The organism is cyanobacterium endosymbiont of Braarudosphaera bigelowii (genome assembly GCF_020885515.1).
Lineage (GTDB): Bacteria > Cyanobacteriota > Cyanobacteriia > Cyanobacteriales > Microcystaceae > Atelocyanobacterium > Atelocyanobacterium thalassa_A.
The window spans coordinates 959564-977007 of record NZ_AP024987.1; the positions used below are offsets into that span (position 1 = coordinate 959564).

14 protein-coding genes are annotated in these 17444 nt (G+C 30.2%); 5 read left to right on the top strand and 9 right to left on the bottom strand.

Translation table 11 applies throughout. From position 1 onward, the window contains the following. Window positions 1-94: 94 nt before the first annotated feature. Together der and bchB are read left to right on the top strand one after the other, a co-directional pair. Entirely contained in the window at window positions 95-1453 is a 1359-nt protein-coding gene (gene der, locus LPC16_RS04025; protein ID WP_040054265.1) for a ribosome biogenesis GTPase Der, read from the top strand. Window positions 1454-1632: 179 nt separating this feature from the next. Further along, window positions 1633-3159: a ferredoxin:protochlorophyllide reductase (ATP-dependent) subunit B gene (gene bchB, locus LPC16_RS04030; RefSeq protein WP_229636906.1), complete on the top strand. Its 1527-nt coding sequence runs from the start codon at window positions 1633-1635 to the stop codon at window positions 3157-3159. A gap of 239 nt (window positions 3160-3398) precedes the next feature. Here the strand turns inward: bchB and LPC16_RS04035 are convergent, their stop codons facing one another. From LPC16_RS04035 to menA, 4 genes are all read right to left on the bottom strand, one after another. Continuing rightward, the gene (locus tag LPC16_RS04035; RefSeq protein ID WP_229636907.1) at window positions 3399-3929 is read right to left on the bottom strand and encodes a DUF4330 domain-containing protein; all 531 of its coding nucleotides are present in this window, start codon (window positions 3927-3929) and stop codon (window positions 3399-3401) included. Window positions 3930-4018: 89 nt separating this feature from the next. Then, window positions 4019-5311: a glucosylglycerol 3-phosphatase gene (gene stpA / locus LPC16_RS04040; RefSeq protein ID WP_229636908.1), complete on the bottom strand. Its 1293-nt coding sequence runs from the start codon at window positions 5309-5311 to the stop codon at window positions 4019-4021. A gap of 187 nt (window positions 5312-5498) precedes the next feature. Beyond that, a complete protein-coding gene (locus LPC16_RS04045) occupies window positions 5499-6467 on the bottom strand; it encodes a serine hydrolase (RefSeq protein ID WP_040054269.1) in 969 nt (322 codons plus the stop codon). A gap of 44 nt (window positions 6468-6511) precedes the next feature. Next, complete coding sequence (menA, locus tag LPC16_RS04050; protein WP_040054270.1) at window positions 6512-7426, bottom strand: 2-carboxy-1,4-naphthoquinone phytyltransferase; 915 nt, start codon at window positions 7424-7426, stop codon at window positions 6512-6514. Window positions 7427-7560: 134 nt separating this feature from the next. On the opposite strand from menA, the gene LPC16_RS04055 reads away from it, so the two are divergent. Beyond that, window positions 7561-9012, top strand: a complete 1452-nt coding sequence (locus tag LPC16_RS04055) for an isochorismate synthase (protein ID WP_229636909.1) — start codon at window positions 7561-7563, stop codon at window positions 9010-9012. A 58-nt stretch (window positions 9013-9070) separates the two neighbouring features. Here the strand turns inward: LPC16_RS04055 and LPC16_RS04060 are convergent, their stop codons facing one another. Further along, a complete protein-coding gene (locus LPC16_RS04060; protein ID WP_040054272.1) occupies window positions 9071-9565 on the bottom strand; it encodes a hypothetical protein in 495 nt (164 codons plus the stop codon). A 921-nt stretch (window positions 9566-10486) separates the two neighbouring features. On the opposite strand from LPC16_RS04060, the gene LPC16_RS04065 reads away from it, so the two are divergent. Next, on the top strand, window positions 10487-11443 hold the full coding sequence (locus tag LPC16_RS04065; protein ID WP_229636910.1) for a glycosyltransferase family 2 protein: 957 nt from the start codon (window positions 10487-10489) through the stop codon (window positions 11441-11443). Window positions 11444-11447: 4 nt separating this feature from the next. Here LPC16_RS04065 and LPC16_RS04070 read toward each other — a convergent pair whose 3' ends face one another. Both LPC16_RS04070 and ylqF read right to left on the bottom strand, forming a co-directional pair. Continuing rightward, window positions 11448-12185 carry a GUN4 domain-containing protein gene (locus LPC16_RS04070; RefSeq protein ID WP_229636911.1) on the bottom strand — a complete coding sequence of 246 codons (738 nt, stop codon included), beginning with the start codon at window positions 12183-12185 and terminating at the stop codon, window positions 11448-11450. 285 nt (window positions 12186-12470) lie between these two features. Then, window positions 12471-13307 carry a ribosome biogenesis GTPase YlqF gene (ylqF, locus tag LPC16_RS04075; protein ID WP_040055005.1) on the bottom strand — a complete coding sequence of 279 codons (837 nt, stop codon included), beginning with the start codon at window positions 13305-13307 and terminating at the stop codon, window positions 12471-12473. A gap of 51 nt (window positions 13308-13358) precedes the next feature. On the opposite strand from ylqF, the gene recJ reads away from it, so the two are divergent. Beyond that, a complete protein-coding gene (gene recJ, locus LPC16_RS04080) occupies window positions 13359-15311 on the top strand; it encodes a single-stranded-DNA-specific exonuclease RecJ (protein ID WP_229636912.1) in 1953 nt (650 codons plus the stop codon). A 124-nt stretch (window positions 15312-15435) separates the two neighbouring features. Here recJ and LPC16_RS04085 read toward each other — a convergent pair whose 3' ends face one another. Both LPC16_RS04085 and LPC16_RS04090 read right to left on the bottom strand, forming a co-directional pair. After that, on the bottom strand, window positions 15436-16404 hold the full coding sequence (locus LPC16_RS04085; RefSeq protein WP_040055007.1) for a heme o synthase: 969 nt from the start codon (window positions 16402-16404) through the stop codon (window positions 15436-15438). Between the two features lie 52 nt (window positions 16405-16456). Further along, a complete protein-coding gene (locus tag LPC16_RS04090) occupies window positions 16457-17371 on the bottom strand; it encodes a COX15/CtaA family protein (protein WP_229636913.1) in 915 nt (304 codons plus the stop codon). Window positions 17372-17444 lie beyond the last annotated feature (73 nt).

Here is a 17444-nt window from a genome sequence, read left to right on the forward strand (position 1 = left end):
AGATATATACTACAGACTCTAACTCTAGAAGTATTTTAATATATGACAAAGTAGAATTATTATTCTAAGATCTATTAATTTAAAATTTGATTATATGACATTACCCATTGTTGCAATTATTGGACGTCCTAATGTAGGTAAATCAACATTAGTTAATCGTTTGGCAAAAGACCGACAAGCAATTGTTCATGATGAACCAGGAATTACCCGCGATCGCACTTATCGGCAAGCTTTTTGGCGTACTCATGATTTCCTTGTAGTAGACACAGGGGGTTTAGTATTTAATGATAATACTGAATTTCTTCCTTTAATTCGAGAGCAGGCCATGACAGCATTAAGTGAGGCTCATGTGGCTGTTTTTGTAGTAGATGGACAATTAGGACCTACTGCAGGAGATTATGAAATAGGAGGCTGGTTGAGACAACAAAAAGTTCCAGTGTTACTTGTAGTTAATAAGTGTGAATCCCCTGAATATGGCTTGATACAAGCAGCACAGTTTTGGGAGTTAGGGTTAGGAGAACCTTATCCAATTTCAGGAATTCATGGAAATGGAACAGGAGAATTTTTAGATAAACTTATTTTAAATTTACCATCTTCTAATAGTATATTTAATACTGAAGAAATAAATGTTTCTATTGTTGGACGTCCTAATGTAGGTAAATCAAGTCTTCTAAACGCATTCTTAGGAGAGAATAGAGCTATTGTTAGTCCTATCTCTGGTACTACAAGAGATACCATTGATACAGTTGTAGAACGCAAAGGAAAAGTTTATCGTTTAGTTGATACAGCAGGAATTCGTCGTAAAAAGAATGTTGAATATGGGGCTGAATTCTTTAGTATTAATCGAGCCTTTAAGGCAATCCGGAGAGCAGATGTAGTGTTACTAGTTATTGATGCTATTGATGGAGTCACAGAACAAGATATTAAGCTAGCAGATCGTATTATTGAGGAAGGAAGATCAGCAATAATTGTTGTCAATAAATGGGATGCTGTGGAAAAAGATGCTTACACTATTTATTCACATAAAAAAAATGTAATGAATCGATTATATTTCATGGAGTGGGCAGATATTATCTTTATTAGTGCAAAATCAGGACAACGCATTGAAAAAATTTTTCCTCTTGTAAATACAGCAGTAAAAGAGCATCGTCGCCGTATTAACACTTCTGTAATTAATGAAGTTTTGGAGGAAGCTATAAGATGGCATTCTCCTCCTACAACAAGACAGGGAAAGCAAGGTAAAATCTACTATGGAACTCAAGTATCTAATCAACCTCCAACTATCGTTTTATTTGTTAACGATCCTAAAAGATTTAATGATAATTACCGACGGTATATAGAAGGTCAGTTTCGTCAACAAATTGGTTTTTCTGGAACTCCTATTCGCTTGCTCTGGAAAGGTAAAAAAATACGAGATGTTGAGTCGAAATTGGACCATACGGTTAAGATTTAAAAATTAAGATGATTTTTTATCATCTTAATTAACTTCTATAAACTTTAAATACTTAGTATTTATTAAATATGCTTATTGTTAATATAAGATTTTTTAAGCAACAATTTAGTAAATGCAATTGTTTTGAGATAATGAAGAGGATTGAAATTATTTTATGAAGTGTGTATGAGGAGAAATTTATGAAACTTGCTTATTGGATGTATGCTGGACCAGCCCATATTGGTACCCTTCGTATTGCTAGTTCTTTCCATAATGTTCATGCAATTATGCATGCACCTCTTGGTGACGACTACTTTAATGTTATGAGATCTATGTTGGAAAGAGAAAGAAATTTTACCCCTGTTACTACAAGTGTAGTAGACCGTAATGTTTTAGCTCGCGGATCTCAAGAGAAAGTTATTGATAATATTGTTAGGAAAGATCAAGAAGAAAGTCCGGATCTTATTGTCTTAACTCCTACATGCACTTCAAGTATTCTGCAAGAAGATTTAGGTAATTTTGTAGAACGTGCACAGATGGATACAAAGGGAGATGTTATTCTAGCTGACGTTAATCATTATCGTTACAATGAGTTGCAAGCAGCTGATAGAACTTTACATCAAATTGTAAAATTTTATCTAGATAAGGCAAAGAAAAAATGTGAATTGGCAATTGAAAAAACGGAAAATCCTTCTGTTAATATAATAGGTATATCGACTCTTGGTTTCCATGCTAAGCATGATTGTACTGAATTACAAAAATTAATGAAAGATTTAGGAATTACTGTAAATATTATAATTCCTGACCAGGCATCAGTTCACGATTTAAAAAATCTAACTAAAGCATGGTTCAATTTAGTTCCTTACAGAGAGTTAGGATTAAGTGTTGCCAAATATTTAGATTCGGAATTTGATATTCCCTATGTTGATATAACACCGATAGGAGTTGTTGAAACTGCAAAGTGTATTCGCAAAATTCAGCAAATAATCAATACACAAGGTAAAGATGTAAATTTTGAAGATTATATTAATAAGCAAACATTATATGTTTCTGAAGCGGCATGGTTTTCAAGGTCCATTGATTGTCAGAATTTGACTGGTAAAAGAGCAGTGGTTTTTGGTGATAACACTCATGCTGCAGCTATGACTAAAATTTTAGCTAGAGAGATGGGAATTCATGTTGTCTTAGCTGGCACATATTGTAAGTATGATGCTGAATGGTTTAGAGAACAAGTTGGCGATTATTGCAGTGAGATATTGATTAGTGAAGATAATGGTGAAATTGCCAACACGATAGCACGCTTAGAACCTGCTGCAATATTTGGAACACAAATGGAGCGTCATGTTGGTAAAAGGTTGAATATTCCATGTGGAGTAATTGCATCACCAATTCACATTCAGAACTTCCCTATAGGATATAAGCCTTTTGTTGGATATGAAGGAACAAACCAAATTACCGATTTAATTTATAATTCTTTTACACTAGGAATGGAAGATCACTTACTTGAAATTTTTGGGGGACACGATACTAAAGAAATGATTACTAAAGGAATATCTAACAATTCTGATTTAGCTTGGAATAAAGAAGCACAAGTAGAATTAAATAAAATTCCTGGTTTTGTACGTGGTAAGGTAAAGCGTAATACAGAGAAATTTGCTCGTGAACGTAACTGCTCTGAAATTACACTTGAATTAATGTATGCAGCCAAAGAAGCAGTTGGAACTTAAATTTATCCAAAATTGATATAGATCTCATAAATAAGTTACTAAAACATAAATTAGTTATGTTTTAGTAACTATATACTACTAGTGTCGCCCACTAAGTAGAATAAAAAAGCTTAAAAAGTTATTTATAGCCTAGATAACACATGACAGTATTTATGTATAAAAGTATATACATAAATTTGAATTCTATTGAAATAGAAGAGCAGTCTATTATAGTTTTGCAATGATAGTAGATTAATAATTTATTTTAAAATTCTTACTGCGATAGTACTTGTATTAAAATTATAATCCTTACCTTCTAATTCAATTTTAGTACCAATTTTAATTTTTTGCTTTCCGACAACTGCTCCTGTATCCGTAAGTTGTGCATTTCCTTTCAATGTCAAAATCATGTCTTGGAAAAATATAATTTCTGGCCTTGGATCAGGAAGAGCTTTTACAGAACCATCAGGCTGAGGAACTGCTATAGTTCTAGGAAGTGGTGTAATCTTCCTGATTTCAAATTCTCCAGCAGGTTGATGACGAATTACGATGTTGGTAACTTTAGTTTTTTTAAATTGATTAATGAAGGAATTTGGATCACCTACTCCTAGGCCTCTCACGATAACATCAACTTCAATTGGGGTTCTAACAACTTGAGCGATAGTGCTTGTTCCAGACTTATTTGGAACAATAAAAATACTAACAATAGCTAAAATAATAGCTAATCCAGCTCCCAGATCTAGAATGCTAATTCTTCCCAGTAAACGACCTTTAGAATCTAATAGTTCCATAAATATATCCAGTTGCTATGAAAAAAAAATTTATTAAAGAGACGAAATATTGAAGGCAAAATATCCCTAGTCTTTAAATAAAGTACAAATTATTTATATATTTTCAAAAAATTTTTTCTTATCCTAGATGCCTTTTTAAAACAGTTTATATATTGTTGGTAACCCTTAGAAAAAACAATATTTAATTTGAGAGGATCATCTTGAAGTTTATCCATGCCATTTATAGTGATGTTTTTACTTTTATGAGAGCTGATTTTTAATGCTTTATGATTCCTAACTTCTCCGGTACTACTATTAACATAAGCAATAATATTGCGTTTATTAAATCTTTCGCCTATTAACTGAATTAATTCTAAAAAATTTCTATCACTACCTCCCCTAACACAACTGAATTTACCACAACTTTCTATAATTTCATTAGTAACTGTATCACCCACACCTATAATAGTTGGAATATAAGAAGGATTAAAGTGATCTCTTATCAAAGATAATATTTCTTGCCTGGTTGTCGGTACTTGTTTAAAATTAAAATCTTTTCCTAAAGGATAATCACCAGTTTTTTTGTACATATAATTATTTAAAATTAATAACACTCCAGCCTCTTTTGTAGCGTCCTTTAGCATAAATTGAAAATCGGTTGTCCCAGAACTTTTATCTTTAGCAAATTGTATAATTTCTTGTCCTTGTTCATCTTTACCTAAATTAGCTGTGCAATGTATAGAAAAAGAATTATATAAATCTTCTTGTTGAGCTTTTTTCAACAATTTATACATTAATTGATAAGTAAATTTTTGTAATTTTATATAATTATCTGTTTGTTGACTTAAAAGATCATACAATATATTGAGGTTAACAGTAGGAGATACCTTGTTATATAAAACTGTTTTTTTTATTGACTTTCTTATTGTCTCTTCACTTAAATTAAAATTATTTTTAGAAAAAAACTTTATAAAGTTTTTTTGAATATATTCAGGTACTGAAGCTAAAAAAAACAATTCTTTTTCACTTACGCCTGGATAAGTAACATCTCCATTAGATTCTTGCCATTGTGCACTTCCTGCTGCTAATCCTGGTAAATATAATTTTTTATCTTTTACTAATTTAATTTTATTTTGGTAAGCTTTTTCTATAATGAAGTTAACTCCATTTTTTCCTATATGTTCTCCATTTGTTAGGACATAAAAATGATCTTTGAATATTTGTACAGCCTCTACATACTTTTTATCTATAGTTCTAGCTGAAGGTTCCTTTACTAATTCCATACAAACTCCATCGAGGTCTTGAATTATAAGTAAATTTGACTCACTAGCTAATTGTTTAATAAATTTTTTATAGTTGAAAAGTGAAGAATATTTGTCGAGTTTTAATGATGAAGTTGACATAATATCTTAAAGTATAAAATCATGTTAACAATAATAAATTTTAAAACAGCGATTAGTTTTGTTTTTTTAATTTCTTCTAACTTTTTGTTAATACTAAAAATTAAAAGAAATACAGTTAATTCAACAAACTATATAATATTTTAAATTATTTTGAAAAAGTTATTGTGTAGAATTGAGTAAATAATACTTATTTTTTATCATTTAAATAATGAAAATACTCTTTATTTAAATGAAGAATCTCTATTATTAATTTAGAGACAAAAGGAAAAATTTTCTTGTTTGCACTATTTTTGTTCCCCTCTATAAACATCACAAAAAGGAAGGAAGGTAAGCCTGGTACTCTTATATATGCTGCATCGTGGCGAACTTGACTAGTCCATCCTGCTTTTGACCATAATTCAGCATTCTTAGGAAGACCTTCTCCAAGAAAACCTGTAACTTGGTTTTCTATTAAATCATTACTAGAAACAGTATTGACTGTTCTTTTTAATAAGCTCATCATTTGCAATGACCGTACTAAAGAAACAGCTGTACCAGAAACAATATCATGAAACAATCTTGCAACTGCATTAGTAGTTAAAATATTTTGATTTCTTTTAATGTCTCCAAGAAATTCTTTCTCTCTTCCATAAGGTCCATCAGACCAAGTCTTTTGATTAATATTAATTTTTTCTAATTCTTTCCAGCCTAGTGCTTTAAAATAAATGTTGACAATATTTCGTTTGTATTTCCAAGCTAAAAAATTGTTATTAACTAATTCTGGTCCACTATTCGTATTTGTTAAACTATCTATTACTAAACTAGTTGCATCATTGCTAGATTGGACTATCATATCATTTATAGAACGACTTAGCTCAGAAGAAAGGTGTACTTTTCCTATTTCTAACCATTGGTGAATAGCAACTAAATAAAATAATTTAACAATACTAGCTGGATAAATAGATTCAACACCACGATGATTAAATCCATATATTGAATTTTTAAAAAATTTTTGCGGAAAAACCGATTGTTTATTTTTAATAGTTCTTGTTTTTTTATAAAGAATCCAAGTAAATGAACACTGTTCAGCATTAAGCGTGGGAAATCTTACTAAGGTTCTTTCTAAAATTTCATTTCCTAACGATTCTAAGGTGCTATCTGATCTAAAAAAAGTCATAGAATTATTCTCATTATTTTGCCGACATAATATTCAATTTTCTTTTATACTAATTTTGATAAAATTAAACTTACTGATAATAGTATTCCATTGAAAAAGTGAAATTTAATAGCTATAAACTTGCTATTTTTTACATTACTAGCTTGATTGTGATATTTTAAAACATGACATACAAGTTGATAAGCGATAGGAAAGCTAAGTAAGCTTAAAAAGGTCCAGAAAGATAATATTTTTAATATTGGAAATAATAATACTAAAAACATTAAGAGAACAGTTATTATTGTTAATACTATAGATCCTAATTCTGTGCCAAGAAATACGATTGGTGATCGTTTTCCTGCAGAAAAATCATCCTCTATTTGATGAAAATGAGAACAAAATAAAATAATAGATGTACTAATTCCAATCAAAATTCCAGATGCTAAACTTATAATGGAGAAATGTTGAACTTGAGAATAGTAAGATGCTGACACTGCCATTGGGCCAAATGTGATAAAGCATATAATTTCACCCAGCCCTTTGTATCCTAGCCGAAAAGGTGGGCCTTGGTAACTATAACCTAAAATACAACAGACAGTTACTATACATAATACTGTTAAGTCTTTTTGCCACCAAGAAATTAATATAATTCCCACAATACCTAGGATCAAAAATATATTAGACAACCAAAATATTAGAGATTTATTTTTAGTCAAATTAACAATAGAGTGGGCTTTGTTTTTATCAATTCCTGTGTCAGCATCAAAAATATCATTACTAACATTTATCCAAGCAATAATTAAAATAGAAGATATTAAAAAGGTAGTAAAAATTCTAAAATTGAATGTTGAAATATTCTCGAATGCAGCCGAACTTCCTACAATTATCGGAATAATAGATACACTGTATACTGGTATTTTAATTGCAGCAAGCCATAATTTTTGTTTAGATGTTAATTTTTTTGTGGATACTATACTCATAAAATTTCTTATTTAGAATAATCTCTATGATATGATTTTCAGAAGAACTGTAATTCGAAATATGTTTAATATTCAAGGCGTGGCATTAATATTAATATTGTACAAAAGTGGAACAAATTATAAATAAATTTACGATGTCTATTACCCCAATATTTATTCCTAATAGTACTAGCTTTATAAATAACCCATGCTATCTCGAAAATTTATTTGAGACTTATCAAACAAAGTTTAAAAGTCATGATCAATCAGTCATTATAAGCTTATCTTATGTTATCAATGCAGTTGACACCTTGTCTGTTTTAAATTTTTTGACTAACAAAAACAAATCACCCTCTTCATCAGATACAATTTATTTCTATTGGGAGAATAAGGTCAATAATGAAGAAATATTAGGGTATGGTGCAACTCAATACTTTTGTATTGATTCCTCAGATAGGTTTTTTAGATCTAAAAATTTCATTAAAGATTGTTTAATAAAGATTATTAGAATAAAAGAAAAAAAAGAAATAAAATCTACCCCTCGCATTTTCTCTAGTTTCACTTTTTTTGAAAAGATCGATGATCCTCATTACCCTTTTCCACCAGCCCTTGCTTTTTTACCTTATGTTCAATTAATCAAATTTAAGAACAGTAGTATTTTGACTTTCAATATATTAATTGAAAAGAAAACAGATATAAAGCAAACAGTTTTTAATATTTTAGCTACAAAAAAATCAATTTTATCTTTAAAGGCATACCAAAATAAAAAAAGAAAATCAAAAGATATAGATCGCCTTGATATTAATTTAGCAAAAATTCAAAAATTCAAGAATTCTGTTAATTTGATATTGAAGTCTATAAAAAATAATGAATTTAAAAAGTTAGTATTAGCTGATTTTTTAGATTTAAAAAATTCTGTGAATTTTTCTATTCCTAATTGTCTAGATAATTTGCGTTTCCACTATCCAGATTGTTATGTTTTTGCAATTAATAATGGAAAAAATCATTGTTTTATTGGAGCCAGCCCCGAACGATTACTCAGCATCAAAAATCAAAAACTGATAACTGATGCTTTAGCAGGTTCTTCTTCGAGAGATAAAGATAAATACAAAGATTATTACCTGTCCCAGAAACTTTTAAAAAGTTATAAAGAAAGATATGAGCATCAAGTAGTAATTAAATATATTGTGAAAAGTTTATTAAATATAGGTCTAAGTCCAAAAGTTCTTCCTCTTAAAATTTTAAAATTGTCTAATATACAACATCTCTGGACTCCGATTTATAGTAAATTAGAACTTAATATTCATCCTATAGATATAGTTGCTACTTTACATCCGACTCCTGCTGTTTCTGGTTTTCCTACAGCTATAACTTGCAGAAAAATTGAGCATTATGAACAATTTATACGTGGACTTTACGCAGCTCCTTTAGGTTGGATTGATTCTAATAAAAATAGTGAATTCATTGTAGGTATTCGCTCTGCTCTTATTTCTCATAATAATGCTAGAGTGTACGCTGGTGCTGGTATTGTTAAGGGATCTCAATCAGAACAAGAGCTTGCAGAAATTCAATTAAAATTTGAAGGATTGCTTAAAGCATTATCTTAAATCAATTTTAAAAACCTATAATTAAACTATATATCAGTATTTAGTTATGAGTTGGATACTAGTGAAACTCGTAATAGCTAAGTAAACCACATCCAAATCCACCAAAACAGGTAATAAATAAATTAACTATGATTTGATATCTTGAAATATTAAATTTCTGCATTTCTAATTTAGCTAAAACTGTACTACAAATTAGTAAAAATATTGTAGAAACATTTACAATCCAACGTAATAAAAAAACTGTTATGAGTGACCACAAGAAAACAGTTATCATAGCTTTACTGTCTGATTTAAAACTACTTCCAAAAACTACAGTTAAGATGGCATCAGGATTAGATAATCCTATAATAATTAAGAGGATTATCAAGACTGCTATTAAGTGTATCAATAAAAAAAACGTTTCATTTTTTATTGACAGACCATAAGCGTTGACTTTTTGCCCTAGCCAATAACTCCAATCAGAAGCTGAACTTCCTAAATACCAACCAAAAGAACAATATGTAAGTAAAATGATAATTAAAGACAAAAAAGGAAATTTAATTAATCTTTTCATAGTTCTAAACTAGAATTTATATATTGATAAATAAAATACAAATTTTTTAAATAGATAATACTAAGATACTTAGAAATTAAGCTTAAATACAAATATTGTAGATAAGTTAACTTCAAAAACAATTAAATTAACAGCAAAGATACAAAAAAACATATTTAATTAGTATCTGTAGATTTATCTCATTCAAGAAACTTCAACATAGATATATTAACTAATAAAGCACTCTACATTTAGTAATTCTTTAATACTTATCTTATAAATTAGATTTTGAAAACAACGGTTATTTACTTTTTTAGTCTATGTAAATTAACAAGTAAATATGTATACGTGAACTATGATGTTTTATATACATATATTTAATGAATGGAACTGCAGACTTTAGGAAAAGTAGTTTTTGAATATTTATTTTACATTCGTTACAATTTTTTTCCAGTTTTCATATTACTTACTAAGTAGAAGTTTACACAGTTTAAGTTTTATTTATGATAAATTTAATATGCTAAATAATAAAAAATATTGGTAAAGCCTTTAAAGAAAAAATGGTAGATATATCGATTAATCTTTATTTTTGCCAATATCTTTGAAAGAGAACTAATGTTTTAATTTAAAGTACTTTTAAAAAAAGCAAAGTTACTCTTATTTGATAAATATATGATTTTAAACGTAATCTTTTAAAACTTACTCTGTGTAAAATTAGGAGACAAATTAGTAATAAACAGAATAAATCTAACTTTATACTTTATTTATTTTAAACTATGAAATTAAATAGCACAGATATTTTAGATTTTATTTATAAGGACTTTTTTTACATGTATTGCTATTACTAATTAATAAATTTTTTAATGCGAATAATTAATTTAATATACAGTAAATACAAGTAGTTGTTAAACCTTATATAATATTGGTATTTAGTGAGTAGCCATGCATTCTAATCCAAACCAGACTGAGATGTCAGTTATCATTCCTTGTTATAATGAAGAGCAGGGTTTAGAGCACCTTTTCACAAGAGTTTTAGAAGTTTTAGATCGTCTTAATTTATCCTACGAAGTTATTTGTGTAGATGACGGTAGTCAGGATCAAACTTTAAAATATTTGATTAATTATCATTATCTTAATCCTCAAATTAAAGTTATTAGTTTATCTCGTAATTTTGGCAAAGATATTGCTTTAACTGCAGGATTAGAAAATGCTCGAGGACAGGTTATTATTCCTATTGATGCAGATTTGCAAGACCCTCCTGAACTTATTGAAAAATTACTTCAAAAGTGGTATGAAGGTTATGACGTCGTTTATGGTAAACGACGATCTAGACAAGGTGAAAGTTTTATAAAAAGATTTACAGCTAACGCATTTTATAGAGTTATTAGTAAGATTGGTAGCGTTTCTATTCCCCAAGATACAGGAGACTTTCGCTTATTAGACAGAAAAGTAGTAGATGCTTTAAAAGCTATGCCAGAACGTACTCGCTTCATGAAAGGACTTTTTGCTTGGGTAGGTTTCAAGCAAACTTATATCGTATATGATCGTCCTAGTCGGTTCCAAGGAACTAGTAAATGGAATTATTGGCAGTTATGGAATTTTGCCCTGGACGGCATTACTTCCTTTAGTTTAATTCCCTTAAAAGTTTGGAGTTATCTAGGAGTTTTTGTCTCATTCTTATCTTTCATATATGGTAGCTTTTTAATTATTAGAACATTAGCTTTAGGGATTGATGTACCAGGGTATGCTTCTTTAATGGTCACAACTCTTTTTATAGGAGGTCTACAGTTAATTACATTAGGTATTTTAGGAGAATATTTAGGTCGTATTTATGAAGAAACAAAACAGCGTCCCCTATATTTAATTAAAGAGCGTCATGGATTTCGTATAGATTCTTAAAATCTTACCAATTTTTTTCAGACCAAACAGGATGTAAAAAAATAGAATTTGCAACTCTTACACCTCTTAATTGGTTAAGAAGAGGAAGGTGACCAATCGGTGCATTTAAATTCCAAGTAAATTCTTTTGGATACTGTGTCCAATGATTATCTTTTTTCCAGCCAATTTTTCGCCATAATGTATTAAAGTCTTTTCCAACAGACAACCAAAGTTTTCTCTGTACAGAGAAACCAAATTTTCCACCAGAATACAACCACCATAAAGTATTTATTGTATGAAGATCAATAACAGGAAAATTTGCAACCTCTGTAAAATAAACCCATTTACGTTCTAAAGCTCCTTCACCAGCTAATTCCCATAAAATATGACGAGTCAAAGTATCTGCTTCTTGAAAATTTTCCTCAAGTAATGATTTACTAAGTAATTTATAATCAATATTAGCCTGAGAATCAAGAGATACTAATCCATTAGGGAAATAGTTTTTAATAAATAACTCCGTTTCAGGCGTTTTAGCTTTATACAGTTCTCGATAGATTTCTCCTTGTATAAGATCAAGACTGTTTACATCTGATAACTTTAAAAAGTCTATTAAAATTTCCCATCCAGAATTTCCCATACTAGTTAACTGGGGGATTAATTTAAACTGCTCTTTCGAGGTTCCATTTATAAACTGATGTGCTAATTTTGAACTTGAAAAGTTATTATCTAAATTGTTAATTGTAGAGATATTTTCGTTGGTCATAAAATTATCGATTAGAATTAATTATAATTTTTAAAAGATCTAATAAACGCTTTAAAATAAAGTTTTAATTACTAGATTAATAGTTATTTTATGCGCTAATTGCATGATGGTATTATAACTTAGAAGATCTTATCAATATGATCTTCTAAAGAGAACAAAACTTTAATTTGATAAGTTTATTTCATTCACTTAAAAGAATAAGCGACTATAGGTTCCTATAATGTATTGTTAGAAGTTTTATTAAATAAAAACTTCTAAATTTAAAGATAAAAAAATTAATAATAATTAACTGTTAGGTAGTTCTAAAGGAACACAGCCCATCATACCTTTTCGAAAGTCATTCAACAGTTGTATAGTGGCTCTTTCCTTGTCACCCCTATACAAATTATTTCCTAATTTTTCAATATACTCTTCTCCAGTAATATTTAAAGGGTCAATCTTATAGCGAAGCTTTAAAATGTTTTCAAAATTTAATTCTAATAAAAAGTCGATTAGTGCAGCTGCAACTTGTTGATTATCATAAGCAGCTTCTCCAATATCTTCACAAATTGCAAGCTTAACAGCATCTTTTTGATTTTCTAATTTCACTGGAATAACTCCTGGAGCATCTAAAAGTTCAATAGTTTTAGAAATGCGTATCCATCGAAGCTGACGAGTGACACCTGCACGTCTAGCACTGATGACTACTTTACGTCCCAACAGGCGATTAATTAACGCTGATTTACCTACATTCGGAAAACCAATTACTACTGCTCTAATTGGTCTAGGTTTCATGCCACGATGAGCCCTCTTGATGTTGACTAAATTCCCGGCTTCTTGAGCTAATTGATTTAAAAATTTGATTCCTTTCCCTTGCTTAGCATTGGTAAAATGAGCTGTCTCTCCTTTTTCTTTAAACCAACTTAGCCACTTTTTATATAACGTTTCTGGTATCATATCCATTCGGTTAAGTACAATAATTTTAGGTTTACCTTCAATCCACCGATCAATATTAGGATGATGTGAAGCAATTGGAATTCTTGCATCTAGGACTTCAAAGATAACGTCAATATTTTTTATTTGTTCTTTAAGTTGTCGCTCTGCTTTAGATATATGACCTGGATACCATTGAATTATTGACATGATTAAATAGTTGTTAAAATAATTGCCTAAGGATTATTAGAATAGACTGTAATGAAATTACCGAATCAAAGATGGGATATTGCTTCACCTAACCCTAAAAAAATTGAATTACTAGCTAAGGAGATGCAAGTCTCTAACTTAATTATTAAGATAATTTTAAATCGGGGAGTAGATACATCAGATCTAGCTCGTATTTATTTAAATCCTAATGAAGAGATTTTACCTCCTCCTTTAGCAGAATTTCCAGATCTGTATAAAAGTATTAACCTTTTAATAATAGCGATTGAGAAAAAGCATAAAATTGCAATTTGTGGAGATTATGACGCTGATGGTATGACTAGTACTTCTTTATTATTAAGGGCCTTGAAATATTTTGGGGGAGATGTTTATTATAAAATTCCTAACAGAATTAAAGATGGTTATGGTATTAATAAACAAATTGTAGAAGATTTTTCCAAAAATGGTGTCAAATTAATATTAACGGTGGATAATGGCATCACAGCCTATGAGCCGATCAAAAGGGCTGCAGAATTAGGATTAAATGTTATTATCACAGATCATCATGATATACCTAAAAGGTTACCACCTGCAGATGCAATTCTAAATCCTAAATTATTACCTAATGAATCACCTTATAGTGGATTGGCTGGGGTAGGAGTTGCGTATGTTTTAGCTTTAACGCTTTCTCAAACTTTAAATAAGACAGAAGGTATCATAGCTTCTTTATTAGAACTTTTTACATTAGGTACCATTGCAGATTTAGCTCCTTTAACTGGGGTTAATCGTCGATGGCTTAAGCAAGGATTGAAACAATTACCTAATTCTCAACTACCAGGTATTCAGGCTCTGATAAAAGTTTCAGGGATTAGTGATGAACAAAAGCAATTAAAATCGGATGATATTGGATTTAAATTAGGACCCAGAATTAACGCAGTAGGGCGCATTGGTGAACCAAAAACTGCTATTGAATTGTTGACAACTGACAATCTAGAAGTTGCACTAGAAAAGGCACTGGAATGTGAAGAAATTAATAAGATAAGAAAATCTTTATGTGAAAGAATTGAAAAAGAGGCTATAGATTTGATAGAAAATATTCCTCTAGATTATCAAGAGAAAAGAGTCTTAATAGTAATTCAACACAAATGGCACCATGGAGTAATTGGAATTGTAGCTTCTCGATTAGTTGAACGTTATGGAGTACCAGTTTTTATCGGAACTTATGAAGAAGACGATATAAACAAAATTCGTGGATCAGCTAGAGGAATTCCGGAATTCGATGTTTTTCATGCTTTACAATATTGCGATGATTTATTAGATAAATTTGGAGGACATAAAGCTGCAGGTGGATTTAATTTAAAACAAAAAAACTTGAGCTTTTTTGAAAAAAAATTGAGTGAGTTTGCTCATCAATATCTTCAGTTACATCATATTAAGCCTTTAATTAAAATTGATAGTGCGATTAACTTTAAAGATATAGATAATAACTTATATGAAACGCTCGATTCTCTTCAACCTTGGGGTATTGGAAATGCTATTCCTATATTTTGGACACCCAATATAATAATATTGAAACAAAAAGTTATAGGAGATAATCATCTCAAAATATTGTTAGCTCAAAATGATGGTCAACAAATTGAGGCTGTAGCTTGGCGTTTTGGATCGTATTATCCTTTACCAAAACAATTAGACATAGCCTACAAATTATCTAAAAATTTTTGGAATGGTAAAAACAATATTCAGTTAGAAATTGTAGGAATACGTATTCCTTCATCTATGAATAAGGAATTTCAAAGTACATTTGAGTTCAATGGTAAGCAATATATTTGTTCTATAAAAGGCAACAAATTAAAGATTAAAAATTTGCAAGGAAAAACTTTATCCATTGATAAAGGCAAAAGAGAGGGATTGCTAGAAAATGGTTATGAAAAAATTAAAACAATTGATGTCACACATCAGCCATACTACACCATAGTTAAAATGGCTCTACACTCTTTAAATCTATAATTCAACTATTTCTAGTATGAGATTTATAATGAATATTCTTACAAAATATATTAGTATTCTTATTTACTCAAGTTTACTAAAGTGAGAGAGTGAAGGAGTTATCACTCCACCATCTCATTTAGCCTTAAAACCATATGTAATTTGCAAAAGTACTAAGATTACTTCCTAACATTGTTATTATTTTATGGGTTATGGGAAGACTATCAAACACCATAGCTGTACATAGCAACATTAAATATAAAATAGAAAATTTAAATAATGATCGTGCCAAACTTTTATCTAAAGGATTTTGTTTTAACAGCCAGGTTTTTTGAGCAAATATAGCCCCTAGAATAACTGCAGATATACCATATAACAAGCCTAAAGTTTTAGTTGGATATACTAATAAAAAAGTACATGGTATTACTAATAAAGTATATAACCAAATTTGATGTACTGTTGATTCTTCTCCCTCTACTACCGGCATCATAGGAACATCGACTTGAGCATAATCATCTTTAAGCATAAGTGCTAGCGCCCAAAAATGAGGAGGCGTCCACAAAAAAATTATAGTAAATAATATCCAAGGTGCCCAACTCAAATCTCCTGTAACTGCTGCCCAACCTACAAGAGGAGGGATAGAACCTGCTGCACCACCGATAACAATATTTTGTGAACTATTACGTTTAAGAAAATGAGTATAAACTAGCATGTAAAATACTATGCCAGACATAGCTAATAATCCACTAAGAAGATTAATATAGGCAACGAAAAGACTAAAAGATAAAAATCCTAATATAAAAGCAAAAACTAAAGCATGGCGAGATCTAACACGACCTGATGGAATAGGACGAGTTCTAGTTCTCAGCATTTCATAATCGATATCTCGATCATAGATGCAATTCATTACTTGAGCTGAGGCAGCTGCAAGGGTTCCTCCAAATAAAGTTATAAATAATTTAAAAGAATTAACTTCACCATTAGAAGCAATCCACATTGATGCAGCAGTGGTAATAAGTAACAAAGGAATAATCCTAGGTTTAGTTAACTGATAATAACTTTTGATAACTTGTAAAAAGTTTTCGTTACGGTAAACAACGTCAGTCCCAATCATGAATTCACACCATATTCTATTAATTTATAATTTATGAGTTATCGAGAGAAAATTAGGTTTCTCTCGGAACACTACGCATTGCTAAAGTTGTTAGAGCTACTAAAGTCCCAAATAACATAACGCCGACAGTATGGTGAGCTATGGTTAAAGGTTCCACCTGTAAATGTAAATAGAATGTCGCAGTTCCTAGGAGAATTTGACACATCACTATTCCTCCAGCAAGCCAAACAAGTTTTTTTAAAGAAGGGTGAAGATTTGAAGTTCGCCAAGCCATAAGAACTAAGCTAATTACTCCGAGGGTTGTCGGTATAACACCAATAATGTGACTATTCATAACAGTGCATAACTGAGATTCTTCAAAGCATTGATGTAAAGCCCAACGAGAACCTACTAATCCTCCCAATAGGCATTGAACATATACTAAACAAGTTACTAATAAACCAACCCAACGTAGATTACTATTATCCTGAGCTTCTAAAGGAGGACTTAATGATAACGCTATGATTACTAATACTCCAAAAAAAAGTAAAGCAGTACCTAGATGTGCAGTAACAATATCGAATCGTAACATTCTAGTAACAGTAAGTCCTCCTAGAACTCCTTGAAATAAGATCAGAGCAAGTGCTAGTAATGCAGACCACGGTAGCCATCTAGGTAGCTGCTCGCGAAACCAACAAGATATCATCAACAAGATTATAGTGCTTATTCCAATCAAAGAAGCATCAAGACGGTGAAACCATTCCAAAAAAACTTGTAAGTTCATTTGTCTAGTAGGAATTAGCTGACCATAACACAGCGGCCAATCTGGACAAGCTAAACCTGCATTCATAACTCTTGTTGCACTTCCTACTGCCATTAATAGAAGAGTGGCAATGGCAATTTTCCATATAAAAAACTTCGTCCATTTTCGGACTTTTAGGCTATTATCTTGAGTGTCTATTTCTTCTATTAGAACAGTTCTTGTCATAACATTTTATTTATCTAATCAAACAAATCTTGTGATTTATAAAGTATAAACTCCACCACACAAAATTTTTGTT